Source organism: Flavobacterium humidisoli (assembly GCF_023272795.1).
Classification (GTDB): domain Bacteria; phylum Bacteroidota; class Bacteroidia; order Flavobacteriales; family Flavobacteriaceae; genus Flavobacterium; species Flavobacterium humidisoli.
Window position 1 is genome coordinate 841,252 of the sequence record NZ_CP096829.1, and the last position, 23,320, is coordinate 864,571.

A 23,320-nucleotide genomic window follows, 5' to 3' on the forward strand; every position below is an offset into this window, starting at 1 on the left:
ATTTTATCTTTTTCTTTTTCACAATATTCAACTGTTTGAGTCAAGAAGCATCTGAAATAAATAAAATTTTAGAAATACCAAATACTTTAGAGTATAAGCAAGAAATACGCATTTATAAAGATTCTATTGGAAATAAAACTGTAGTTTTAAGAATATTCAAAGACCAGATAAATGAATGGATTGCTCAGAAATTTTGGTATTCTAAAAACATTAAAAGTGTTACCAAAATTGATGAAATACGTTTTCCTAAAGAAAGTATTGGTAAATTAAAACCAAAAGATCCAGAATTAATTTGGCTTAATTTACTTATTACAAATGTTGAATTCCTTCCAAATATGGAAGCCATAAGATATAAGTTTGGTAAACCAAAAATTGATTCAGATAGAGGAGAACAAGTAACCTCTCGAACAAAAAAACATGTCCTAGATGGAGTCGGATACAAAGTATATGTTAGAAATGGAAAGAATACAAATAGCTTTTCTTTCGATAATCCAAAAACATATTTAGGATATTACCCAACAGTCGATGAATTAATTTCATATAATGAATTACTATCTGTCCTAGAAAAAGAATTTAGCTTTTAAAGACAGATCACACATAAGCACACAATGAACAAAGGAAAATTAATTGTTTTCTCAGCTCCCTCAGGATCGGGAAAAACAACTATCGTAAAACATTTACTAGGGAAAGAAGATTTAAATCTAGAATTTTCGATCTCGGCCGCTTCACGTGATCCGCGCGGAGAAGAAGAGCATGGAAAAGATTATTATTTTATTTCGCTAGAGCAATTTAAAAAGCATATTAAAGCCGAAGAATTTTTGGAATGGGAAGAAGTTTACCGTGACAATTTCTACGGAACTTTAAAATCGGAAATTGAAAGAATCTGGGCTTTAGGAAAAAATGTAATCTTCGATATTGATGTTGCTGGCGGTCTGCGCATTAAACATAAATTTCCAGAAGAAACTTTAGCGGTTTTTGTAAAACCACCAAGTGTTGACGAATTAAAACGCAGATTAAAACAGCGTTCTACAGAAAGCGACGACAAAATTAATATGCGTATTGCTAAGGCATCGGTTGAATTGGCAACTGCTCCTCAATTTGATACCATTATTAAAAACTACGATTTAGATACTGCTAAAGAAGAAGCATATCAATTAGTGAAAGAATTCGTAAATAAGTAATTTTATTACACAAAGATTCACAAAGACAAACATGGAGATTCGCAAAAGGTTTTTTAAACTTTGCGAATCTTTGTGCTATCTTAGCGACTCTATGTGAAACTCTAGAAAATGAAAATAGGTCTTTATTTCGGGACATATAACCCAATTCATGTCGGGCATCTGATTATTGCCAATCATATGGCAGAATTTGCCGATTTAGATCAGATTTGGATGGTCGTTACACCTCATAATCCGTTGAAGAAGAAATCAACGCTTTTAGACGATCATCAGAGATTGGAAATGGTTTTTTTGGCAACAGAAGATTATCCGAAAATAAAACCATCAGACATCGAATTTAAATTACCTCAGCCGAGTTATACTGTAATCACACTGGCTCATTTACAGGAAAAATATCCAACCCATGAATTTTCATTGATTATGGGAGAAGACAATCTGAAAACGCTTCATAAATGGAAAAACTATGAAGTGATTCTGGAAAATCATGATATTTATGTATACCCGAGAATTTCTGATGAACCGGAAAACGTTGAATTAAAATCGCATCCCAAAATTCATGTGATTGATGCACCCATTGTAGAGATTTCTTCGACTTTTATTCGAAACAGCATTAAAGAAGGGAAAAATATTCAGCCGTTATTACCACCGAAAGTTTGGGAATATATTGATCATAATAATTTTTATAAGAAATAAACAACTTGAATTGCCTCTAGTTTCAACTGGAGGTTTTTTATTTTCAAAAAATCATTCCATAGCAATGTATCATCGGTAGAATTAAATTTGAATTATGAATGATACGTTCCGTAGGAACGTTTGATAAATGAGGTTTACCATTTCCATAAAAACAAGTGTCCCTACAGGACACGACGCAAAAACGATACTATTTTTTTTCTACCGATGAGATATTCCTACGGAATATGATTAAGCATAAAAAAAGCCTGAATTTAAAATTCAGGCTTTTTGCTATAATTAAGCTTCGATGCTTACTTCACTTTTTACTCTAGTTCTTATTTCACTTAGCGATTGATCAACCAAAAGTTTTCCGTCTCTGAAAACCTCCTTCAATTCGCCTTGTTTTTCTTCTTCCCAAGAAACATTATCTGTTAAATGATACTTACCATCAATCAAATCGATTTTCATTAATCCTTTAGCCGACTTTTTCGTTCCGTCATCTGTAATTGGATCTTTGAAGATGGCTCTTCCTTCTCCGTTTACTTCTCCGTAAGTTGCTTTCATCGCAAAACCGAAAGTATCTCTGGTGTTATATTGATAAGTGAAAGAACCAATTCCAAGAACAACATTAGTAGAAGCAAATCCTTTTTCTTTTAATCTTTCGCAAATTTGAGTCGCTCTTGCAACGGTAATACTATCTCCGTAAATAGCTCCGATTTGCGGAACCAATTCTTTAAATCCTTTAACATTTGTAGTTCCTCCAAAAACATCCCAAAGCAATTCGATAACGCCTTTTTTCTCTTGTTCTGTTTTTCCGTTTGGATTTCCGCAGATAATATCAACCGGATCACCACTGTCAGGACGAATTACAACTTTTCCTTCTCTTGATACGATCTCTTCTTTTAATCTTGGAAGATAATCGGTTAAAACTTTCCATAAATCCCAAGTGTCAGAAACGATAGAAACAATTCCTTTTGGATATACTTCTGTAATTAATCTTTTGAAAGTCTCGTACTCCCCTTCTGTTGTTCCCATACACATAACAGAATGTTCTGTTGCTGCTACTGAACCTGCAACCAATTCCTGATCTGAATTAGCATTGTAATATTCTTCTAAGAAATCGATCGCCGGAATTGTATCAGATCCTGTAAAACTTAATAAATGTCCAGCTGCAGAAGTCAAAGCAGCTTCAATTCCGCCCATTCCTCTCATAGAGAAATCATGTGCTTGCCAATCTACAAATTCTGGAACAGAAGAAGTTTCTGCAGCATATTTGTCTAATACTTTTCTGTATTCTTTTGCGATGGTTGCTGAGTTACAAGGCAGCCAAATTACTGCAGAAAGTAACGTTTCGAAATAATTCGTCAACCAGAAAAATTCTGGAATCGTATTATACATTGTAAACATTGGAACTCTCAACGGAACGCTTGCACCTTCTGGCAAAGCTTTGAATACCATCGGAATATATCCTAAATCGTGTAAATCTTCTATATGTTTAGTTCCAACTAGATTTTCACCTAAATAATTGTTGATTCTGCGAGAATATTTTTTAATTACTTCTTCTTTTGGCTTTTTGAAGAATTCCTCTTCGAAGTCATGAATGATATATTTTTTAATGAAATACTGCAATCCAAAAAAGATTACTTCATCAACTGTTTCAATTCTAGATTTTCTTGGTGTCCAGTTAGAATATACAATTGTAGTTCCGTCTGGGTATTGTCTTCTGTGGTCAACTTTGTAACCGTCAGTTAATAGTAGTGGGTTCATATATAAGTTATTTATATTTTACTTGATAAGCGTTCTGCTAAATCTTTTATATCGTTTGTTCTTGCTAAATTCTCCATCCATTTTTGTGGAATTCTCTCGATTCCATAATAAATTCCTGCCAATCCTCCTGCAATTGCAGCAGTTGTATCTGTATCTTGCCCTAAATTGACTGCTTTTAAGACAGCTTCTTCATAAGAATTCGAATTTAGAAAACACCAGATGCTTGCTTCTAAACTATGAAGCACATAACCCGAAGAATGAATTTCGTTTTCATTGTATTTTGAAATATCATTTTTCAAAATTCTATCAAATAATCCGATTTCAACAGGATTAAAACTTTTTTCTTCCAGAAATTCAGAAAGAATAAGTTGGGTATTTTTATAAGCTTCGAATTTATCTTTATCTTTTAAAATTTCCAAACAATAAATCATGTAAATAAAACAAGCAAATACAGATCTGAAATGCGCGTGTGTTATTGATGATACTTCTTTTACTTTTTGATAAATAACTTCAATATTATTTTCTTTCTGAAGATAAAAAACCAATGGCAAAATACGCATTAATGAACCATTTCCGTTATCACTTTCAGAAAATCCTCCGCATAAATCAGGCTGATGTCCTTTAGCAATATTTAGAATTGCATTTCTGGTTGCTATTCCAATATCAAAAACTTGTCCGTGCGGCGTCCACAATTCTGCGCTATACCATTTTACAAAATTCCTTGCAATATCATTCAAGTCATAACCCGAACATAAACTTTCAGCTAAACAAAAAGCAAGTGAACTGTCGTCACTCCAAGTTCCAATTGGCTGATGATGTGTTCCAAAACCAAACATTTCTGTAACTGGATTTTGTTTTAAATAAGCTCGAGATTGAAATTCAACCGGAACTCCCAAAGCATCACCAACAGCAAGGCCAAATAAACCAGATTCTATTGTATTTTTCATTTTATTTATTTCTTCCTTTCTCGTTAGGATATAGTGTTTGCGCGACATCACTCTGCCAAAATTCTTTTGATTCTATATCGATACAGGAAAGTTTTCCATAAAAGCCCGCTCCAGTATCAATATTCCAAACATTACATCCCTGCATCGGAATTTCGACATTGTAATGAAGTGTCGGCGTATGTCCGATATAGATTTCATTATAAAGCAATAATCTTTTTGGATATAAAAGTGAATCCTTTTTAATTCGTTTATCCATCGTCAAAGCCATTTCCCAAAGTGTTCTGTCCCAAGAAAAATTAGTTTGGTAATGTTCTTTTTCGGGTCCGTGCATAGATGAAAAACCGGCATGAATGAAAAGATTGTTGTTTTCATCAACTAAATAATCTCTCATCCCGCTAAAAAAATCCAGATGTTTTTGTTTTCTTGAAAGTTCCATATTCTGATAACTTTCTATCGTTGATTTTCCGCCATGCATAAACCAGATTTCGTTTACAAAATCATTCATAAGCCATTCATGGCACCAGACATCATGATTTCCTCTTATAAAAATACACTCTTGTTTTTGCGATAAATCAATGAGAAAATCTACAACCTGTGTCGATTCGCTCCAGCCATCTACATAATCGCCAAGAAAAATTAATCTATCATTTTCAGACAAATCTATTTTTTCTACTAACTGAATCAAAGCTTTTAATCCGCCGTGAATATCTCCAAAAACTAGTGTTCTTTTCATTAATTAAATACTGTCTTTACTTTTATACATAATATCACTTCTTAAAACATATTTTATTCCCGAAATCAAAGATGCTCCTTCATGACGCTGTTTGTGTTCAAAAATAAGAGCTGATCCTGTTTTGGGTTCAATAATTTCACCAGAAGCAAATTTTGTCTCTCCGCCTTCATAGCCATCATTCAGATAAATAAGAAATGTATAATAGCTAGATTCAGATTCATTACGTTTATAACTTCCATCAATATGCATTTTAAAACGCTGACTTGGATTATACTTATAAAATCGGAACATCTCATTTAACCCTATCGCTCTAATATTTCCTACTTCTGATCTCACATATTGTTCCAGTTTCTGCCATAACAAAGAGGCGTATTCATCATCCTGATACATGATACGCTCGTTATTCCGTACCATTTTCATCATTTTTTGTGCGCCATCAACATTTACTTCAGCTTCTTCAAAGCCAATTTGTTCGCTTCTCTCTATTAACTCGTTACACTCCTCAACGGTAAGGAAATTATCGATTGTGTAAATTTCCTTTTCTTCATTAATAATATTCAGCATGATTATGTATTTAGGGATTACTAAAATTGTTTCTTGAAAAGTCTTATCTCTAAAGCAATCTTTTTATTATGATGCAAACTCAATATACTTTGCCGGAACCTCATCAGTCAACCAGACATTGTTTTCGGATAAATAAAATTTAAATCCGTCTCTATGCATCGCACCGCTTCTAACGGTTAAAATTTGTGGTACGCCTCTTCGGCTTCCGACTTTTGTTGCTGTTTCTTTGTCTTTGCTTAAATGCACGTGTTGACGGCTCATTTTTTTCAAACCTTCTTTTCGAATGTTCTCCATGAATTTACCAACGGTTCCGTGATACAAATATTCCAAAGGTTCTGTTTCTGCTAGATTTAACTCAACCGAAATGGAATGCCCCTGACTTGCACGGATTTTGGTTTTATCTTCATTGTAAGCGAAACGCTTTTTATCGTTATTTTCTACAACGTAATCTAGAAGTTCTGCATCAAGACGTTGTCCTTTTTTATTACATTTTACAATTAATTCTTCCACATCTGCCCAACCGTTTTCATCTAATTTTAATCCGATTTTTTCTGGCGAATGTCTAAGCACCAGACTTAAAAACTTGCTGACGCTTTTTGTTATATTTTCATTCATTTTTTTACCAATCAAACGTTCCTACGGAACGTAAATTCAATTAATCAATATTTTTTCTACCAACGAGATGTTCCTAACGGAACAATTTATCGTTTGATAATTAAATTACTTCAATTCATCTCTAACTTCCATCAAAGCAAACCCTAACAAATTCAGTCCTTTCCATTTTTCAGGATTCAACGCATCTTTGTGATCGCCCGCCATGCCGATTCCCCAGATTGGATCTACGGGACTTGCTTCTACAATAACTCGATCGTTCGTATTTATCAGGAATTCTTTCAAATCTGGGTTTTGACTAAATTTATAATAGTTCCCTTGTTTTACGATTTCAAATCGATTTTCTAACCAAACTTTGTCATCATAATTTCTAACCTTTCTTCCTAGCTTTTTTGCTTCCGCTGGAGATTTACATGCTATAATTTTAGCTAAAATTTCCTGATCTTTAAATATTTCGGCTTTCTTTGCCATCATCCAATGTTCAGCAGTTTTGTACGTTACATTATCTACTTCAAAAGAACTCAACCACCATTGGCTAAAACAGGTTTTGGAGATACTTCCGTCTTGAGTTGGCTGATGTCCCCAGAAAAATAAAAACTTACTTTCTGGAGCTATATTTTCTATATTGTATTTCATTTTTATTTATTGATATAAAGAAGTTATGTTTTTGAAATCTTTCGAATCAGGTGAAAATGATCCGTAGATTTCCTTAAATTCTGTTGTGAGACTTTCAAACTCATAATCCTGCTCTTCTAACTGATCCATACAGGTTACAACCAAATTTCGTTTTGCCATTGGGCTGTAAGCGGCATCGAGTTGTAGAGCGTAATTCAACAAATTATAATCCAGAGTTCCAAAACGTAAATGCTTTTGAAATTCGTTGAAAACACAAGTTTCTTCTTCGTTATTTTTTAATTTTATTTCTCCTTCATTAGGCATCCAGCCCTGTCCGTGGCGCGTGGTATAACTTCTGGTTGTGTAATATATTTCTACATCTTCAATCCTTAGTTTATTACAAATTTCGATGGCATTTTTTGAAGTGGTATTCGCATACGTTACATTTGGAAAAACGCCATGATCCATGTCGAGTAAAATTCCCTGACTACCTTCAAAAATTAGATTTTCATAATTGTTCAGGAAAGTATAATCAACAATATTCCATTTTAATTTATCGATTGCTTCCAGATATTGATTGACTTCTTCATCAATTCCGCTTTCGTTTAAAAAGCCATAATAATAAGCGATTTGTTTTAGTTTTTCTAAAAGCATTTCACGAGGCGCAATCAAATCGATGGCAAATAATTTATATGGCCCTTCATTTCTTTTCATGGTTGAACCAATACCTTTTCCGCAGGTTCCATGGTCAATATTCCTAGCATTTCCTCTGTTGTGCCAAACATCAAAAGGAGTTGTGACTTTTGCTAAAGGATGAATGTACAAATCCAGATTAGCATTTTTTTCTTTTAATTCTTCTCTTTCATTATATAAAAAGAGCGGATGAATCGTACAATGTTCGCTGTAATAAGACGGAAGACCGCGAAGTGCTCCGCTTGCAAAGCTTGAATGCACGTGTTTTCTGTCACCGATCATAACCGTATGTGCGGCTTGTTGTCCACCAGAAAACCGAATAACTATAGATTCAGGATTTTGTTTTGCCAGAAAATCTGTTGTTATGCCTTTTCCTTCATCACCAAATCCTAAACCTATAACTATTTTCGCTGTTTTCATTTTTATTTATTTTTTTAATCTCGCAAAGACGCTAAATCGCAAAGTCTTTTTTATGCTTGTATTTTAACAATCTTTGCGACTTCGCGTCTTTGCGAGCAAATTTCCTTTCGCTAAAAAAACTTTATTTGTTAATCTCGCAAAGACGCAGAGACGCAAAGTTTTTAAAGCATTTCGATATTATCTAAACCTCTATCATTTGAATCAGAAACGGGTATGGTTCCTAAACCAGAACTTTTGTGTTTATCACAGATAATCTTTTTAATTACGTTTGGAATTTCTCTATGATCTTCGATAGACAAACAATTTTGCCCTAACAATTCTTTCCATTCTACATCGGCATTAATCGCCTGACCTGAATGCAAAACACTAATGTGATATACATCGTATTTTTTTTGTGCTTCTGCTAATAATTCAAGATGCGTATAAGTCTGTTGTCCCTGCCCCATAATTTCTTTGATCGCAGAAGCTGGAAGTGTTTTCAAACCTGGCTCATCACCAACAGTAAACAGCAATCCTTTTTGTCCTCTTTTTTCGAAAGCATCGGTTTTGGTGTGAAATGCTGCGAAATACCAAGCCAAAAGGTAACTTTCTCCAGCGTTTCCTCCGCCGCCGCCTTCAATATAAGTTCTCGTTAACCACATGTCCAATTCTTCATCGCCAGATTCAAACTGTCCAACCTGAAGCGGATATCTGTCGCATTCGTGATCTCCGATTCCTAAGAATAAAAGTGCCGGATCTGGAACACCACCCTGAATGATACCGCCCATCAATTTTGGAAGCCCTTCTTTGATTAATTCATGCGGGATATGTCCCATACTTCCAGTAACATCCAATCCTAAGATAATCGGAACTGTATTTGGATGCACATCAGAATCTCTTGCTTCTCTAAAAATCACTCCGTTTGGGTTCATAGATTCATGAGCCATTCGTAATGCATTCTGTGTAAATATCTCTGCAGCAGATTTGCTAGCATAACCTACTTTTTTTGCTCTACTCTCGCGAGCACCGAAATCATATCTTGTACCTCCCATGACTAATACTTTTTACCAAATAAATATTCAAATCTCTTTTTTGTAACCTCAAACTGGATGTTTAAATTTCTAATGGTCAGCGAAATTTCCATGTCTTTCTGAACAAAGGCTTCTGGCTGAAAATCGGCAAAAGTCAAACTGTTTTTATCCAGTGGACTAATATCAATCAGCCCTTCTTGTTCTCTTTCGAGTCTCTTAATTTTTAATTCAATATCTTCAACTCTTCTTCTATATATTAATTCTGAATCCTCACCAATTACTTTGGCTCTGTCTTCTCTTATCTGATCATTGTTTCTTTTTAAAGATTCAATAAATCTTGGTTTTAAATCGTCGCTCATAATTTTTGTGGTTGTTTAAATTTTGTTTCAAGTTTCAGGTTTCAGGTTTCAAGTTGTTTACATAACTTGAAAATTGGTTTTAAACTTGAAACGGTTAATAGCTTTTTTGTTTTGTTTCAGATGCTCCGCTTAACTTGAAACTTGAAATTTTCTTATTGAAACTTCTCTACCAATCTATTATCTAAACTGATCAGAAAATCTTTTCCGTAAGTGCCGTTTTCTAAATCATCATACAGAAACTGTGGCAGTGTTTTTTCGCAATCTTTTTTCTGACTTAAAATCGCCATGCACAACGCTGCTACAGTATCTGTGTCGCCCCCAAAATCAATTCCTTGTTTCAAACAATCTTGCATTGAATTGGCTTCAGAAACGATTTTGAGAACAGCTTGCGTGGTAAAATAACCATGCATGTCAATTGGCGAAGTCACTTTATAGATTTCTTTTTCTTTTAAAGTATCGTTTACAAAATCAATCAACGAACTTTTATCTCCCAATTGATATTTGTAAAAATGAACAGCTAAAGCAATTCTTTTGGCACAACTGATTCCTTCCGCTGTATTGTGAGATGTTTTGGCCTGAATCTCGCAAAAATCAAGTATCTGTGGTATCTCTTTCAGCAATCCGATTGAGTACGCTCGCATCGCAGAGCCGTTCCCGCTGCTCCTATTATCGATGATTTTTAAAAAATCATTTCCGTTTTTGCTGGCATCTAACGCATTGTAAACACGATCAGAATAACCTCTTCTTTTATCTCTGTGGAAAACTTCTACAAATTTATCGGCTACTTTAACTTCATTCCAGTTATCTTCTTCTAACAAAAGTTCTGTGATCGCAATTGCCATTTGTGTATCATCAGTATATCTTTTGTAGATTTCAGTATACATTCCGTGTTTAAGATATTGCGTTACATCATTGTTTTTAATTATGTAATCTAACTCCTGAAATTCAAATCCTGCACCGTATGCGTCTCCTATTGCTGCTTCTAATATCATTTTTTACGATTCAAAAGTTAAACTAATTGATCTAATCCTATCACTTGAACACTTTCTCCTTCAAAATCTTTAAAAGAGTTGGTTGTGAAAATACCGTCGAAGCAGTTTAAAACTTCAAAACCTTTATTGAAAATTCCGTGGCTTACCGCTAAGTATAATTTTCCGGCGTTTTTCTTTTTTAGTTCTTCCGCTAATCCTACAAAAGTTCCTCCTCCGTCGCAGATGTCATCTACAATTAAACAATCCATTCCTTGCAAATCGTCATTGTAAACTTTAAAACCAGATAATTTCCCCGTTTTTACATCACGGCTTTTACTACATTCTACAACCTCAACACCGCCTAAAAACTCAGATACTTTGTAAATTTTTTTCAAAGCCCCACCGTCTGGAGAAATCAATTTTACGTTTTCGCCAATTCTATTCAAAACTTCTTTAATAAAAGTATAATTCGGAATTACAGTACTATTATTCAACAAAGCTGGAGTTACCTCTGAATGAGCATCAAAAACAAAAACTTTGTTCAATTGCATTGCATTAATAATATCGGCATATACTTTTACAGACAATGGTTCACCAGGAATCATAACACGGTCTTGTCTCGCAGCTGGGAAATACGGAATAAAAAGATCAATGATTTTAACATCCATTCTTCTTAGTGCATCAACCGTAACGCACAACAAACCTAAATCGTTGAATGAATTCAATCGGTGTGTAATGGTAACTTTTCTATTTGGATCAAAATCTGGAGCGATTTTGATGTGTGGTTCTCCTCCAGAGAAAGTAAAACTTTGAAATTTGATTTCTTCCTGATTTTGAAATGGAGCGAATTTTGGGTCGAGATTTAGTATCATAGTTTTATAGTTTGCGTTAATTATACGCAAATGTAGGATTAAATTTTAAATAAACAATTTATTTTGTGTAAAAATTACGCAAACTTTATTTCGAAGTGAAAGCCTTCTTTAACTAACTCGCTATATTTCAGTTTATTAAATCGAAATAATTTTGCTGGACGGCCTGTTTTTATTGGCGAATAATTTTCTGTTTCTTCGACAATTCCGAAACTGAGGATTTTTTTTCGGAAGTTTCGGCGTTCGATTTCTTTTTCTAAAATCGTGCAGTATAAGTTTTCAAGTTCCGAAAAAAGGAATTCTTTCGGAAGCAGATCAAAACCGATTGGTTCATATGTCAGCTTGGATTTTAAACGTTCAACCGCTTTTTTAAGAATGCTGTTATGATCAAATGCCAGTTTCGGAACTTCATTAATTTTAAACCATTGTACTTTATCGGCATCAGAATCGGCTTTGATTTCTAGTTTTGAAGGATCAACCAAAGCAAAATACGCCACCGAAACAACCCGGTTTCTAGGATCTCTTTCAATATCATCTCCAAACGTAAACAGTTGTTCAAAATAATCAACATCTACATTGGTTTCTTCTTTAAGCTCTCGCTTTACCGCGTCTTTTAGAGATTCCTCATTTTTTACCAATCCGCCGGGTAAAGCCCAATACGAATTCGTAGAACCAAATTTCTGCTGAATCAAAAGTACATATAACTGACTGTTTTGATACCCAAAAACAATGGCATCAACCGCTACTCTAATATTTTGTAATTCTTTCATATTATAATCATATCGAACAAATATAACGAATGAGAGCCTATTTTATAATTTATTACACAGGCATAAATTATAAAATTGACTCTCATCAATATCTACTAATTTTCTAGTTCACAGTCACAGTTCTCTTAGGAACAGAAGTACATTCTGCACCATCTTTTTTAACTGTAACCTCAGCCTTAGCTTCATATGTTCCTGCAGCAGTATAAGTGTGTGTAACCACAGCACCAGTTCCCGTAGTTCCATCTCCAAAGCTCCATTTTACAGAACTTAGCGTTCCTGTTCCAGTATATTCAACGGAATAATTCATTAATTTCGGATTACTAGTATCTGTAGAATTATGTATTTTAACGTAAATAGATTCAGCTAGACAATCAATAATTACTTCATCGTCATGTTTACTGCACGAATTGCTAGTAAACAAAACTGTGACAAATATTAAAACGGGCACTATCTTTCTCATAATCAATCTTATATTAGGAGTTCAATTTACTCAAAGTTATTGTTTTATTTTATACCTCAAAAGGGTAAATAATAAAACTACATTCTATTCCCAAAGAACAATTTGAGTTCTTTCTCTATTACATCAAAAATTGATTTGACATTATTATTTTTTGGAGCTAACAAATACACAAATTCTTCTGGAACGTGAAAACTGTTCCATACTAATTGCAATTTATTTTCTTTAATGTAATTTCTTGCGTTACAATTCCATGTAACTGCTACGCCTTCATTTTTGGCTAAAAGTCTAAGCATTTCAGATTCTGATGGAATAATATAATTAGGAACCATTGATGGTCTTTTTTTATTAAAAGCATGTAACCAGAACAATTTGATATGCGGAATTCTGGCATCATGGCTGTACCATTTTTGTTCGTTAAGCCATTTTTCTATTTCGGTATAATTATCTGCTTTTAACTTAGAACGGAAATCGGTTATGTCCAAATTTGTGGGCGCAACCATAATCAATTTAATTTTTCCGACAATTTCATAAGTCGTATCAAACGTATCAAACCTTTTTGTAGTAATGGCAAAATCCAGCTTTTTAGAATCTACTAAAGCAAAAAGTTCATCATTTTCTGCAAAAGTAAAATCGATTAAATCAAATTTTGAAATGAGAAGATTTCCAACGCAGTCAAAAAGATGTTTGGAGATTCCGATAGAAATTAATCGGTTCGCATCTTCTGCTTTGGCGCGAAAACCAGTTTCGACACTTTCCAGACGATCGAGCGCGTCTATTATCAAATTATTCAGTAACTTAGCATATTCCGTTGGCTCAACTCCTTTTGATTTCCTGTTGAATAATTTATTTCCAACATGGGCTTCGAGCATTGAAATCTGCTGACTAACGGCAGGCTGACTCATAAACAACTCTTTTGCCGCCACCGAAAAATTTCCATTTTTATAGACTGCCTTAAATGTTCTGTACCATTCGAGATTTACCATGACATAAATTTATTTATAACAAACATAGTTTATTTTATTTTTACTAATATCACATAAGACGTAAATTTGTTCAAAATTTAATATTATGAAGAAAATAGCATTACTCGCAATAATTGCATTTACAGCCGTAAGCACATCGGCCTTGGCTCAAAAATCAAATAAAAAAGGTATGAAAAAAGTATTATTTGTTGTGACCAGCAATGATAAACTGGGCAACACAGGAGAGAAAACAGGTTTTTGGTCAGAAGAATTTGCTGCACCATATTATGAATTATTAGATCAGGGAGTTGAAATTACGATTGCCTCTCCGCTTGGAGGTCAGCCGCCAATTGATCCAAAAAGCGCTGATCCGTCATCTGCAACAGAAGACACCAAACGTTTTGACGCCGATAAAGTGTTGCAAGAAAAATTAAAAAACACTTTAAAACTTTCTACAGTTAACCAAAAAGATTATGATGCTGTTTTTTATCCAGGAGGGCACGGTCCGCTTTGGGATTTGGTAGAAGATAAAAATTCTATCGCGTTAATCGAATCTTTTTACACACACAATAAACCTGTAGCTTTTGTTTGTCACGCACCAGCTGTATTGAAAAACGTAAAAGTAAAAGGGGAATATTTGGTAAAAGGCAAAAAAATAACTGGTTTTACTAATGAAGAAGAGGAAGCTGTTGGTTTAACAAAAGTGGTTCCGTTTTTATTAGAAGATGCTTTATCATCAAACGGAGGCGTTTTTTCTAAAGGACCAAACTGGGCACCTTATGCTGTTGAAGATGGTCTTTTAATTACAGGTCAAAATCCAGCTTCATCTAAATTAGTAGCTGGAAAATTGCTTCAAAAATTGAATTAATAATAGGAACAAAGGCGCAAAGGTGCAGAGCTACATAGATAAAAAAGCTTTGAACCTTTGTAGCTTAGTATCTCTGTAACTAAATAAAAAAAAATCATGCTCAACTTTGAATTATATAATCCGACGAATTTAGTTTTCGGAAAAGGACAAATTGAAAAACTTTCAACTCTGGTTCCAAAAGATGCAAAAATACTTTTGGCTTACGGTGGAGGAAGTATCTTTAAAAACGGAATTTACGATCAAGTAATCAATAACCTGAAAGGTTTTGAAATTGTAGAATTTGGTGGGATCGAACCAAATCCGAGATTTGAAACTTTGATGAAAGCGGTTGATGTGATCAAAGCAGAAAAAATCGATTTTATTCTTGCTGTTGGTGGTGGATCTGTAATTGATGGCGTGAAGTTTATTTCAGCTGCTGTTAATTTTGAAGGAAATCCGATTGACATTCTTCAAAAAAGAATTTTAATTACAGAAAATGCAATGCCATTTGGAACAGTTTTGACTCTCCCTGCAACAGGAAGCGAAATGAATTCTGGATATGTGGTAACGATTGACGCAACTCAGGAAAAATTATCTTCTGGCGGAAGCGCTTTGTTTCCTCAATTTTCAATCTGTGATCCTACAGTAATTTCGTCTTTACCAAAAAGACAGATCGAAAATGGTGTTGTAGATGCTTACACGCACGTTATGGAGCAATATTTAACGTATCCAACTGATGCATTTCTTCAGGATAGAATTGCCGAAGGTGTTCTTCAGACTTTAATTCAAGTTGGTCCTGGAATCGTAGAAAATCCAACGGATTACACTTTGGCTTCCAACTTTATGTGGAGCTGTACAATGGCTTTAAACGGATTAATTCAGAAAGGTGTTCCAAGCGATTGGGCAACGCATATGATTGGTCATGAATTAACGGCACTTTACGAAATTGATCACGCTAGAACTTTGGCTATAATTGGCCCAAGTTTGTACCATGTAATGTTTGAAACTAAAAAAGCAAAACTGGCACAATACGGAAGAAGAATCTTCAACCTTACAGGTTCTGATGACGAAGTTGCAAAAGAAGCAATCAATAAAACGGTTGAATTTTTCCATACAATGGGAATGGACACTAAACTTTCTCAATACACAGAAGACTATTCTAAAACGGCCGATTTTATCGTAAATCGTTTTGAAGAAAGAGGCTGGAAAGGTTTAGGAGAAAATCAATTGGTAACTTTAGAAAAAGTGAAATCAATTGTGGAGCTTTCTTACTAAAGATAAATTCCAAATTTAAAAAAATCCAAATTCCAAAAGTTTAAGTATTGGAGTTTGGATTTTTTTTATTTGAATTTCATTAAAAAAGGCGTTCTTAACAAGTTTAGGAACGCCTTTTCAAAATACTAAAACAAAACTAACTAACTCAATTTTTTTTAAATTCATTAAAATTCTAATTTATAAATTGTTATAACGTAAGTCAGATAATTTTATTGTTTGGGCATTAAAAAAAATATTTTGTTCTTAAACTTCTTGAAAGTCATTGCAATTAAAGCGCATTTTCAAAATTTCTTAAAACAGATTTTGCTTTATTAGCACATTATTAAGTACTTTTGTTTTAAATTATTAAAATAATGAGCGAAAACTTAAAATTTGCAGTGATTGGTGGAGGAAGCTGGGCAACGGCAATTGCAAAAATGTTATGTGTAAATCTTTCTGAAATTTCGTGGTACATGCGTAATGATGCCGCTATCGAGCATATCGAAAAATACAAACACAATCCGAACTATTTAAGTTCTGTTGAATTTGATACTAACAAGCTTAAATTGACCAACAATATAAATGAAGCAATTGAATACGCAGATTATATCATTTTTGCTATTCCATCTGCTTTCTTAGATGCCGAATTAAAAAACATGACGGTTTCTCTAGCCGATAAAATCATTTTTTCTGCTATTAAAGGAATTGTTCCTGAAACGAGTTTAATTGTTGGCGAACATTTCCACATTCAGTACGACATTCCATATTACAACATCGGAGTTATTACAGGTCCGTGTCATGCTGAAGAAGTTGCTTTAGAAAGACTTTCTTACTTAACAATTGCTTGCGGCGATCCTGATAAAGCTTGTATTGTGGCAAAATCACTTTCTGGAAATTACATTAAAGCCAAAATTTCAGACGATATTATTGGAACTGAATATGCAGCGATGCTAAAAAACATTTACTCCATTGCTGCCGGAATTGCTCATGGTTTAGGTTATGGCGACAACTTCCAATCGGTTCTAATGAGTAATGCGATTCGCGAAATGAAGAAATTCATTAGAAAAGTACATAGAATGAAACGTAACATTAACGATTCTGCTTATTTAGGCGATTTGCTGGTGACAGGATATTCTGTTTTCTCTAGAAATAGAATGTTCGGAAATATGATCGGAAAAGGATACACCGTAAAAAGCGCCATGATGGAAATGAGCATGGTTGCCGAAGGTTATTACGCTACAAAAAGTGCTTACAAACTAAATCAGGGTTACGGCGCTAAAACACCAATTATAGATGCTGTTTACGCTGTTTTATACGAAGGAAAAGATGCTAAAACGGTTTTCAGAAAATTAACAGAGTCTTTGGATTAAATTTTAGAAAATAGAAGAAAGAAGAAAGAGTCAAGACTGTGTAATATCAGTTTGACTCTTTTTTTATTTCAACACAAGTCTTTTTTCTTGCTTCTTGCTTCTATTTTCTTATCTCTACTTCACCATTACACCCTCAACAAACAAAATCGGCACTTCTTCCGTATCGTTTTCATTGATTGAATTAGCTTTAAAAATGAATTTCTTATCGTACAAAGTATTTCCGATAAAGAAAGTCACCATGAACTCGTTATTAAGCGCTAAAAGGCTTTTTTCTACTAATTCTATTTTTACAACAGAAACCGAAGGAACTTCAACAAAAGCATGACGCAAGATTGAAGTTTTTTTCATTTCTCCCTCAATAGTTCCAAACGCTTTCGAAACCACCATTACGCTGTCTAAATTAAAATCGCTGTCGTTAACTAAATAAGCGTACCACACTTTTTCCATAAAATCGTCACTCCATTCCTGCACTGCTGCAAGAAATACGTTTTCAACTTCTGGAATTATTATATCTTTTTTCATATGAGTCAAAAGTTTAAAAGTCGAAAGTCGTAAAGTCGAAAATCAAAAGCCTTTAATCTGACTTTCAATTTTCGACTTTACGACTTTATGACTTAAATTATATATTTGATTTGAACTGCTCTAAGAAACGAACATCATTTTCATAGAACATACGGATATCTCCAATTTGGTATAAAAGCATTGCAATACGCTCTACTCCCATTCCGAAAGCAAATCCGTTGTATTCATCTGGATTAATATCACAGTTTTTCAAAACGTTTGGATCTACCATTCCGCATCCTCCAATTTCCAGCCATCCAGTTCCTTTTGTGATTCTGTAATCTGTTTCGGTTTTTAAACCCCAATAGATATCAATTTCAGCACTTGGCTCTGTAAATGGGAAATAAGACGGACGAAGACGAATTTTAGATTTTCCGAACATTTCTTTTGTAAAATAAAGCAACGTCTGTTTCAAGTCGGCAAAAGATACATCCTTGTCAATGTATAATCCTTCCACTTGATGGAAAATACAGTGCGAACGAGAAGAAATTGCTTCATTACGAAAAACACGCCCTGGAGAAATCGTACGAATTGGCGGTTTATGATTTTCCATATAACGCACCTGAACTGATGATGTATGTGTACGCAATAGCACATCAGGATTGGTCTGAATGAAAAACGTATCCTGCATATCACGTGCCGGATGGTATTCTGGCAAGTTCAATGCAGTAAAGTTATGCCAGTCGTCTTCAATTTCTGGACCTTCAGAAACGTTGAAACCAATGTTGGCAAAAATATCTATAATCTGATTTTTAACGATAGAAATCGGATGGCGAGAACCAATAATTACAGGTTCTGCTGCACGTGTTAAATCACCAAAAATACCTTTAGACTCTTCTTTGCTTTCCAGCTCTTCCTGAATAACTCTTACTTTCTCTTCAGCAACAGCTTTTAAAGTATTGATTACTTGTCCAAAATCCTTTTTCTGGTCGTTTGGAATATTTTTAAATTCAGTAAAAAGTTCTTTCAACAAACCTTTACTTCCTAAATATTTAATACGGAATTGTTCTAACGATTCTTTATTTTTCTCATTAAAGGCTTTAGCTTCCTCTATATGCTGTTTTATCTTATCTATCATTTTCCTTCGATAATTGAGAGTACAAATTTAGTGTTTTTAGTTGAAAGTGTGCGGTCTCAGTCGCAGTTTTAGGTTTTCCGTAAATTATTTTATCAGATTTAACTTTTCTTCAACTTGTTTAATCTTTACATGCCAATAATCTAAACCTTCTTGATTGGTTACTATTTCCTTTTTGTAATTAGAAGAAATACTGCTTAATTTATGCCAGTTTTTATTTAAATCCCTTTCTTTTTCTTGTTTATTGGTGGGTTCAATTCTAGTGCGCCAAAAGCCCATATTTTCAAGATATCTTTTTTTTATCCCTTCAAAATACTCTATTAATTTTTCTTTTGAATTTGGAATATAGCCAGGCCCACTACAACCGCACGAATGAAACGTAATGCCTACCGAAAATAAACTTTTAATATGTTCCCATTTTTTGATATCATCTTTCTTAGGTGACTCAAAATCTAATCCCATATTGGCCATAAACTCTGCGCATTGCGGACATTTGGCTTCAAAAACCGATGCTTCTCCTTTTTTTACATCAACCATTAATCTTCTTTTAAATGTCTTTCGACAATTAAAACAAGCATAATGAGGCTTGTAGGATGTCATTGCGTATCTGCACATTCTTGTTTAGTTTTCAGTATTTTAGTCTCAGTCTCGGTCCAGTAAACCGAGACTGGAACTGTAACTCAAAGATTCTATTCAATAAGTTTTCTTTCTAAAAAATAACTTACAATCGCTTCTTTCATTAAAACCGATTGTTCACCAGCTTTTAACGGCGGCAAATTTTCTTTTACTTTGTAATGAGGCCATCCTTCGTCGTCGAAATATTCGAATTCATAAAATCCATATGGCTCTAGCAATCGACAGATTGCAATGTGCATTAGATTCAATTTTTCGTCTTTTTTATATTCGCGGTGCACTTTTCCGTATTCCTGAACTCCGATTAAGTAAATTATGGCATCCAAATCTAAATCTTCGCCTTGCGAAAACTGATTGGAAAGTATATCAACGAGCTTTTCCCAGCGCTCTTTTAGTTGTGTATCTCTAGACATTGTATGATTTTAGATTGTTGATTTTAGATATTAGATTGCTCAAAAATTCAATTCTGAAGGGGGCAGAATTACAATCTGTACTCTAAATTTGATTTGCAAAGATACAGAGTTCGAACTCAATGTGCCTAAAAAATTTAAACACATACAACTACATCTGCCATAAAACCCATGAACCTTTGTCTCTCTGCACCTTTGAACCTAAAAAAAATCTATATTTGCGCCTTTATTAAACACCCATAAAAAATGAGTTTTTTTGATATTATTGTAGCCGCACTTTTAGGATACAGTTTGTATAAAGGCATTAAAAATGGCCTTTTTGTAGAAGTTGCCTCTTTCATTTCTCTATTATTAGGAATTTATCTTGCCATTAAATTTTCTTCGTTAATGACTGGAATGATTTCAAAACACGTTTCTTGGAATCCGACCAATATTCAAATTACGGCTTTTGTCTTAACTTTTATTCTAGTTGTAATTGGTGTTTATTTTCTAGCTAAAATATTAACAGGAATTGCCGATTTTGCTATGTTGGGATGGATGAACAAATTAGGTGGAGGTCTTTTCAGGATTTTAAAAACCATTCTTATTTTAAGTGTTTTTATCGCTTTGTTCGAAAAAATCAATTTCAATAATACTTTCGCTAAAAAAGAAACTTTAGACAATTACATTTTTTATAATCCAGTAAAGAAAGTTGCCGCTTTTGTGTATCCATCAATCGAAAAATGGTACGAGACTTTTAAAAAGGAACATTCTGAAAAGCCACAAGAAGAAAAAGAAACTTCTGAATCTGAAAAAGAATAATTCGTATATCAAACCCGACAGGTTTTATCCCTAGGCTTCGGGACTGTCGGGTTTCTTATTTTTTAATAATTTACTGATTTCAATAGTGCCTCAGAGAGGCAAAATATTTATAGAAATTTAAATCGTGTGAATGTAAAAAAGCTCCAGCGGAGCGAAATATATTTCGTTCTCCGAAGCTTTTCTAAAAATACTATTTAGAATTTGATTTCTAGGCTTTCTCCTTTTTTCAAAACAATCTCTTGTTTTTTATCACCAAAAATCAAAGTTGTTTTTCCTCCATTTTTAGAAGAAACAATTACTTTTTCCGGTTTTTTATTATTCCAAGTCATTTCAATTTCAAATCCGCCTCTTGCGCAGATACCGCTTACAGAACCTTCGTCCCAAGCATCCGGTAAAGCAGGAAGTAATCGAATTTCGTTTTCGTCTGACTGAACTAACATTTCGGCAACCGCTGCTGCGCCTCCAAAATTACCATCAATTTGAAATGGCGGATGGGCATCGAATAAATTCGGGTATGTTCCTCCTCCTCTTCTTGGTTTTTCTGTTTTCTTTCCGTCGGGATCAACATAGCGAAGTAATTCACGATACATTTTATAAGCACGATTTCCGTCCCAAAGTCTCGCCCAAAGATTGATTCGCCAGCCTTTTGACCAGCCTGTAGTTTCATCGCCTTTTATTTCTAAAGTCTTTCTTGAAGCTTCAGCCAAATCAGGTGTTTTTAAAGGCGTAATGTGATCGCCCGGAAAAAGTCCAAATAACTGTGATTGATGACGGTGTTTTGGATCATTATCATCCCAATCAAAATACCACTCCTGAAGATTTCCTTTTTTACCAATTTGATACGGATAAAGCTTTGCAAGCGCTGTTTCTAATTTTGTTCTAAAATCAGCATCTGTATTCAGTACTTTTGAAGCTTTTATCGTTTTATCAAAACATTCACGAATCATAGCCAAGTCGGCTGTTCCGCCATATAAAGTCGCTCCGACAAAACCATCTGCCAGTTTATATTGATTTTCTGGCGAAGTTGATGGCGACGTAATGAGATTTCCGTTTTTATCTGGTACAAGCCAGCCCAAACAGAATTCGGCTGCGCCTTTCATTAACGGATATCCTTCTTTTTTCAAATAGGCTAAATCTTGCGTAAAAGTGTAATGTTCCCAAATGTGTGTGCTCAGCCACGCGCCCGCCATTGGCCAGCAAGCCCACATTGGATCTTCTTTTCCAAATTGCCCAACTGGATTGGTCATTGCCCAAATATCTGAGTTATGTGCCGCTGTCCAGCCTTTATTTACTCCATAAAAAGTCTTAGCCGTAACTTTTCCTGTTACCGAAAGATTTTTAATGAAACTCAAAAGTGACGAATGCATTTCGGAGAGATTGGTGTTTTCTGCCAGCCAGTAATTTTCTTCGAGATTAATATTCATCGTGTAATTACTACTCCAAGGCGGACTCAAATGCGGATTCCAAAGTCCTTGCAAATTAGCTGGAACGCCCAAAGTTCTTGACGAACTAATTAGCAGATAACGCCCGAAATTGAAATACAAAATTTCTAGATTTTTATCTTCTTTTCCATCAGCGTAGCGCAATAAACGTTCGTCTGTTGGTAAATCTGGAGCGGTTGTTTTTCCTAAATCTAAATTTACACGATTAAAGAATTTTTGATAATCGGCAATATGGGATTCTTTTACTTTATCGAATGGTTTTGCATACGCTTTATTCAAATTTTGCAATGCAATTGACACTTCATCTAAACCTTCTGTCGCGGGATTTTTATCAAAACCATTAAAACTTGTGGCAACAGAGACATAAATAGTAGCTTCTGTTGCATCTTTTAAACTTAAAGATTCTCTCGAACTTGTAATTTTTCCATCTGTTTTTTTGATTTGGATTAAAGTCGTAAATCTTGTTCCTCTTTCTTTTATGTCTAAATATTTGGGTAAAACGGTATATCCAGCATTTTCATGAATTGGTGCAGAACCTGTTAAAACCAAAATATTGTTTCTTACTTCAACATTTGATTTTAAGAGACTTTTTAAATTGACATCAAAATTTAAAGCGCCTTTTTGGTCGGCTGTCAATTTGATGATCATAATTTGATCTGGAGCCGAAACAAAATATTCACGCGTATATTTTATGCCGGCCATTTCGTAACTTACTTTGGAAATCGCGTTCGAAAGATCCAGTTCCCGATGATAATTTATTGCTTTTCCTTTTTCGGAATTATTGATTTCTAATGTTCCTAAAGGCGCATACGATTCGGAGTTTTTTCCCTGAACTTTTTTATTTAATTCTTCAGCCAGTTTATAGTTCTCGTTTTTTAAAGCTTCGCGAATTGCTGGAATGTTTTTATACGCATCTGGACTCATATTAGCATTTACGGGTTCGCCCGACCAAAGCGTAATATCATTCAAATAAATTTTATCCGAATTGGCGCCGCCAAAAACGGTTGCTCCCATTTTTCCATTTCCTAAAACTAAGCTTTCTTCAAAGAATTCTGCAGGCTGTTTGTACCATAAAACATTTTTGGACTGTGCTGAAATGTTTGTATAGAACGATGTAAAAAGTAAGATGAGAAATGTTTTTTTTATGAGCTTTGAATTCATTTTGCTGCGTTTTAAATATTACCGATCAGATGTTCCTACGGAACAATATTGTATTGTTAATTTTTTACAACGGATTTCATCCGTTGCTACCGATGAATTGTTCCTAACGGAACATTTTTAATTTATTTTTCATTCAAACAAGTTTCGAAAACCGTTCAAATTAC

At 34.2% G+C, this 23,320-nt stretch carries 26 protein-coding genes; 7 read left to right on the plus strand and 19 right to left on the minus strand.

Annotated features, from left to right (window positions below; all coding sequences use genetic code 11):
* The first annotated feature begins 35 nt into the window (after positions 1 to 35).
* The 3 genes from M0M44_RS03980 to nadD all read left to right on the plus strand — a co-directional run bounded on the left by M0M44_RS03980 (position 36) and on the right by nadD (position 1,871).
* Entirely contained in the window at positions 36 to 584 is a 549-nt protein-coding gene (locus tag M0M44_RS03980) for a hypothetical protein (protein WP_248728598.1), read from the plus strand.
* A 24-nt stretch (positions 585 to 608) separates the two neighbouring features.
* Positions 609 to 1,181: a guanylate kinase gene (gmk, locus tag M0M44_RS03985; protein ID WP_248728599.1), complete on the plus strand. Its 573-nt coding sequence runs from the start codon at positions 609 to 611 to the stop codon at positions 1,179 to 1,181.
* A gap of 108 nt (positions 1,182 to 1,289) precedes the next feature.
* Entirely contained in the window at positions 1,290 to 1,871 is a 582-nt protein-coding gene (gene nadD, locus M0M44_RS03990) for a nicotinate (nicotinamide) nucleotide adenylyltransferase (protein ID WP_248728600.1), read from the plus strand.
* A gap of 276 nt (positions 1,872 to 2,147) precedes the next feature.
* Here the strand turns inward: nadD and M0M44_RS03995 are convergent, their stop codons facing one another.
* The 14 genes from M0M44_RS03995 to M0M44_RS04060 all read right to left on the minus strand — a co-directional run bounded on the left by M0M44_RS03995 (position 2,148) and on the right by M0M44_RS04060 (position 13,623).
* Entirely contained in the window at positions 2,148 to 3,617 is a 1,470-nt protein-coding gene (locus M0M44_RS03995) for a nicotinate phosphoribosyltransferase (RefSeq protein ID WP_248728601.1), read from the minus strand.
* Positions 3,618 to 3,628: 11 nt separating this feature from the next.
* Positions 3,629 to 4,564, minus strand: coding sequence for an ADP-ribosylglycohydrolase family protein (locus tag M0M44_RS04000; protein WP_248728602.1), 936 nt, complete (start codon positions 4,562 to 4,564; stop codon positions 3,629 to 3,631).
* Between the two features lies 1 nt (position 4,565).
* Positions 4,566 to 5,297, minus strand: coding sequence for a metallophosphoesterase family protein (locus M0M44_RS04005; RefSeq protein ID WP_248728603.1), 732 nt, complete (start codon positions 5,295 to 5,297; stop codon positions 4,566 to 4,568).
* Between the two features lie 3 nt (positions 5,298 to 5,300).
* Positions 5,301 to 5,861: a prolyl hydroxylase family protein gene (locus M0M44_RS04010; RefSeq protein WP_248728604.1), complete on the minus strand. Its 561-nt coding sequence runs from the start codon at positions 5,859 to 5,861 to the stop codon at positions 5,301 to 5,303.
* Between the two features lie 66 nt (positions 5,862 to 5,927).
* A complete protein-coding gene (locus M0M44_RS04015) occupies positions 5,928 to 6,476 on the minus strand; it encodes an RNA 2'-phosphotransferase (RefSeq protein WP_248728605.1) in 549 nt (182 codons plus the stop codon).
* Between the two features lie 105 nt (positions 6,477 to 6,581).
* Positions 6,582 to 7,109 carry an NADAR family protein gene (locus M0M44_RS04020; RefSeq protein WP_248728606.1) on the minus strand — a complete coding sequence of 176 codons (528 nt, stop codon included), beginning with the start codon at positions 7,107 to 7,109 and terminating at the stop codon, positions 6,582 to 6,584.
* A 6-nt stretch (positions 7,110 to 7,115) separates the two neighbouring features.
* On the minus strand, positions 7,116 to 8,201 hold the full coding sequence (locus M0M44_RS04025) for an adenylosuccinate synthetase (protein WP_248728607.1): 1,086 nt from the start codon (positions 8,199 to 8,201) through the stop codon (positions 7,116 to 7,118).
* 161 nt (positions 8,202 to 8,362) lie between these two features.
* Positions 8,363 to 9,232, minus strand: a complete 870-nt coding sequence (locus M0M44_RS04030) for a hypothetical protein (protein WP_248728608.1) — start codon at positions 9,230 to 9,232, stop codon at positions 8,363 to 8,365.
* Positions 9,233 to 9,234: 2 nt separating this feature from the next.
* A complete protein-coding gene (locus M0M44_RS04035) occupies positions 9,235 to 9,570 on the minus strand; it encodes a hypothetical protein (protein WP_248728609.1) in 336 nt (111 codons plus the stop codon).
* Positions 9,571 to 9,722: 152 nt separating this feature from the next.
* Positions 9,723 to 10,562, minus strand: coding sequence for an ADP-ribosylglycohydrolase family protein (locus M0M44_RS04040; protein ID WP_248728610.1), 840 nt, complete (start codon positions 10,560 to 10,562; stop codon positions 9,723 to 9,725).
* Between the two features lie 17 nt (positions 10,563 to 10,579).
* Positions 10,580 to 11,413, minus strand: a complete 834-nt coding sequence (gene prs / locus M0M44_RS04045; RefSeq protein ID WP_248728611.1) for a ribose-phosphate diphosphokinase — start codon at positions 11,411 to 11,413, stop codon at positions 10,580 to 10,582.
* Between the two features lie 74 nt (positions 11,414 to 11,487).
* Positions 11,488 to 12,180 (minus strand): NUDIX hydrolase, encoded by a 693-nt coding sequence (locus M0M44_RS04050; protein WP_248728612.1) that lies wholly within the window; start codon positions 12,178 to 12,180, stop codon positions 11,488 to 11,490.
* Between the two features lie 103 nt (positions 12,181 to 12,283).
* A complete protein-coding gene (locus M0M44_RS04055; RefSeq protein WP_248728613.1) occupies positions 12,284 to 12,640 on the minus strand; it encodes a PKD domain-containing protein in 357 nt (118 codons plus the stop codon).
* 77 nt (positions 12,641 to 12,717) lie between these two features.
* Positions 12,718 to 13,623 carry a LysR family transcriptional regulator gene (locus M0M44_RS04060; protein WP_248728614.1) on the minus strand — a complete coding sequence of 302 codons (906 nt, stop codon included), beginning with the start codon at positions 13,621 to 13,623 and terminating at the stop codon, positions 12,718 to 12,720.
* An 85-nt stretch (positions 13,624 to 13,708) separates the two neighbouring features.
* Here M0M44_RS04060 and M0M44_RS04065 point away from each other — a divergent pair, with 85 nt between their 5' ends.
* The 3 genes from M0M44_RS04065 (at position 13,709) to M0M44_RS04075 (ending at position 17,073) form a co-directional block, all read left to right on the plus strand.
* Entirely contained in the window at positions 13,709 to 14,470 is a 762-nt protein-coding gene (locus M0M44_RS04065) for a type 1 glutamine amidotransferase domain-containing protein (protein ID WP_248728615.1), read from the plus strand.
* Between the two features lie 96 nt (positions 14,471 to 14,566).
* Positions 14,567 to 15,724, plus strand: coding sequence for an iron-containing alcohol dehydrogenase (locus M0M44_RS04070; protein ID WP_248728616.1), 1,158 nt, complete (start codon positions 14,567 to 14,569; stop codon positions 15,722 to 15,724).
* Positions 15,725 to 16,077: 353 nt separating this feature from the next.
* The gene (locus M0M44_RS04075) at positions 16,078 to 17,073 is read left to right on the plus strand and encodes an NAD(P)H-dependent glycerol-3-phosphate dehydrogenase (RefSeq protein ID WP_248728617.1); all 996 of its coding nucleotides are present in this window, start codon (positions 16,078 to 16,080) and stop codon (positions 17,071 to 17,073) included.
* A 114-nt stretch (positions 17,074 to 17,187) separates the two neighbouring features.
* Here the strand turns inward: M0M44_RS04075 and M0M44_RS04080 are convergent, their stop codons facing one another.
* The 4 genes from M0M44_RS04080 to M0M44_RS04095 form a co-directional block, all read right to left on the minus strand.
* A complete protein-coding gene (locus M0M44_RS04080) occupies positions 17,188 to 17,595 on the minus strand; it encodes a hypothetical protein (RefSeq protein WP_248728618.1) in 408 nt (135 codons plus the stop codon).
* A 97-nt stretch (positions 17,596 to 17,692) separates the two neighbouring features.
* Positions 17,693 to 18,712: a phenylalanine--tRNA ligase subunit alpha gene (locus tag M0M44_RS04085; protein WP_248728619.1), complete on the minus strand. Its 1,020-nt coding sequence runs from the start codon at positions 18,710 to 18,712 to the stop codon at positions 17,693 to 17,695.
* Between the two features lie 84 nt (positions 18,713 to 18,796).
* A complete protein-coding gene (locus tag M0M44_RS04090) occupies positions 18,797 to 19,246 on the minus strand; it encodes a hypothetical protein (protein ID WP_248728620.1) in 450 nt (149 codons plus the stop codon).
* A 152-nt stretch (positions 19,247 to 19,398) separates the two neighbouring features.
* Positions 19,399 to 19,755, minus strand: coding sequence for a hypothetical protein (locus M0M44_RS04095; RefSeq protein WP_111377556.1), 357 nt, complete (start codon positions 19,753 to 19,755; stop codon positions 19,399 to 19,401).
* A 243-nt stretch (positions 19,756 to 19,998) separates the two neighbouring features.
* Between M0M44_RS04095 and M0M44_RS04100 the strand changes: the two genes are divergently transcribed.
* Complete coding sequence (locus M0M44_RS04100) at positions 19,999 to 20,553, plus strand: CvpA family protein (RefSeq protein WP_248728621.1); 555 nt, start codon at positions 19,999 to 20,001, stop codon at positions 20,551 to 20,553.
* Between the two features lie 194 nt (positions 20,554 to 20,747).
* Here the strand turns inward: M0M44_RS04100 and M0M44_RS04105 are convergent, their stop codons facing one another.
* On the minus strand, positions 20,748 to 23,156 hold the full coding sequence (locus tag M0M44_RS04105; RefSeq protein ID WP_248728622.1) for a glycoside hydrolase family 95 protein: 2,409 nt from the start codon (positions 23,154 to 23,156) through the stop codon (positions 20,748 to 20,750).
* Positions 23,157 to 23,320 lie beyond the last annotated feature (164 nt).

What these genes read in the sequence shown, in the direction of transcription:
- M0M44_RS04025 (WP_248728607.1), bottom strand. Translation starts at nt 8,201, where the DNA reads ATGAAAACAGCGAAAATAGTTATAGGTTTAGGATTTGGTGATGAAGGA.
- M0M44_RS04020 (WP_248728606.1), bottom strand. Translation starts at nt 7,109, where the DNA reads ATGAAATACAATATAGAAAATATAGCTCCAGAAAGTAAGTTTTTATTT.
- M0M44_RS04050 (WP_248728612.1), bottom strand. Translation starts at nt 12,180, where the DNA reads ATGAAAGAATTACAAAATATTAGAGTAGCGGTTGATGCCATTGTTTTT.
- M0M44_RS04015 (WP_248728605.1), bottom strand. Translation starts at nt 6,476, where the DNA reads ATGAATGAAAATATAACAAAAAGCGTCAGCAAGTTTTTAAGTCTGGTG.
- M0M44_RS04030 (WP_248728608.1), bottom strand. Translation starts at nt 9,232, where the DNA reads ATGGGAGGTACAAGATATGATTTCGGTGCTCGCGAGAGTAGAGCAAAA.
- nadD (WP_248728600.1), top strand. Translation starts at nt 1,290, where the DNA reads ATGAAAATAGGTCTTTATTTCGGGACATATAACCCAATTCATGTCGGG.
- M0M44_RS04105 (WP_248728622.1), bottom strand. Translation starts at nt 23,156, where the DNA reads ATGAATTCAAAGCTCATAAAAAAAACATTTCTCATCTTACTTTTTACA.
- M0M44_RS04075 (WP_248728617.1), top strand. Translation starts at nt 16,078, where the DNA reads ATGAGCGAAAACTTAAAATTTGCAGTGATTGGTGGAGGAAGCTGGGCA.
- M0M44_RS04065 (WP_248728615.1), top strand. Translation starts at nt 13,709, where the DNA reads ATGAAGAAAATAGCATTACTCGCAATAATTGCATTTACAGCCGTAAGC.
- prs (WP_248728611.1), bottom strand. Translation starts at nt 11,413, where the DNA reads ATGATACTAAATCTCGACCCAAAATTCGCTCCATTTCAAAATCAGGAA.
- M0M44_RS04040 (WP_248728610.1), bottom strand. Translation starts at nt 10,562, where the DNA reads ATGATATTAGAAGCAGCAATAGGAGACGCATACGGTGCAGGATTTGAA.
- M0M44_RS04010 (WP_248728604.1), bottom strand. Translation starts at nt 5,861, where the DNA reads ATGCTGAATATTATTAATGAAGAAAAGGAAATTTACACAATCGATAAT.
- M0M44_RS04035 (WP_248728609.1), bottom strand. Translation starts at nt 9,570, where the DNA reads ATGAGCGACGATTTAAAACCAAGATTTATTGAATCTTTAAAAAGAAAC.
- M0M44_RS04090 (WP_248728620.1), bottom strand. Translation starts at nt 19,246, where the DNA reads ATGGTTGATGTAAAAAAAGGAGAAGCATCGGTTTTTGAAGCCAAATGT.
- M0M44_RS04000 (WP_248728602.1), bottom strand. Translation starts at nt 4,564, where the DNA reads ATGAAAAATACAATAGAATCTGGTTTATTTGGCCTTGCTGTTGGTGAT.
- M0M44_RS04060 (WP_248728614.1), bottom strand. Translation starts at nt 13,623, where the DNA reads ATGGTAAATCTCGAATGGTACAGAACATTTAAGGCAGTCTATAAAAAT.
- M0M44_RS04005 (WP_248728603.1), bottom strand. Translation starts at nt 5,297, where the DNA reads ATGAAAAGAACACTAGTTTTTGGAGATATTCACGGCGGATTAAAAGCT.
- gmk (WP_248728599.1), top strand. Translation starts at nt 609, where the DNA reads ATGAACAAAGGAAAATTAATTGTTTTCTCAGCTCCCTCAGGATCGGGA.
- M0M44_RS04095 (WP_111377556.1), bottom strand. Translation starts at nt 19,755, where the DNA reads ATGTCTAGAGATACACAACTAAAAGAGCGCTGGGAAAAGCTCGTTGAT.
- M0M44_RS04100 (WP_248728621.1), top strand. Translation starts at nt 19,999, where the DNA reads ATGAGTTTTTTTGATATTATTGTAGCCGCACTTTTAGGATACAGTTTG.
- M0M44_RS04085 (WP_248728619.1), bottom strand. Translation starts at nt 18,712, where the DNA reads ATGATAGATAAGATAAAACAGCATATAGAGGAAGCTAAAGCCTTTAAT.
- M0M44_RS04070 (WP_248728616.1), top strand. Translation starts at nt 14,567, where the DNA reads ATGCTCAACTTTGAATTATATAATCCGACGAATTTAGTTTTCGGAAAA.
- M0M44_RS03995 (WP_248728601.1), bottom strand. Translation starts at nt 3,617, where the DNA reads ATGAACCCACTACTATTAACTGACGGTTACAAAGTTGACCACAGAAGA.
- M0M44_RS04080 (WP_248728618.1), bottom strand. Translation starts at nt 17,595, where the DNA reads ATGAAAAAAGATATAATAATTCCAGAAGTTGAAAACGTATTTCTTGCA.
- M0M44_RS04055 (WP_248728613.1), bottom strand. Translation starts at nt 12,640, where the DNA reads ATGAGAAAGATAGTGCCCGTTTTAATATTTGTCACAGTTTTGTTTACT.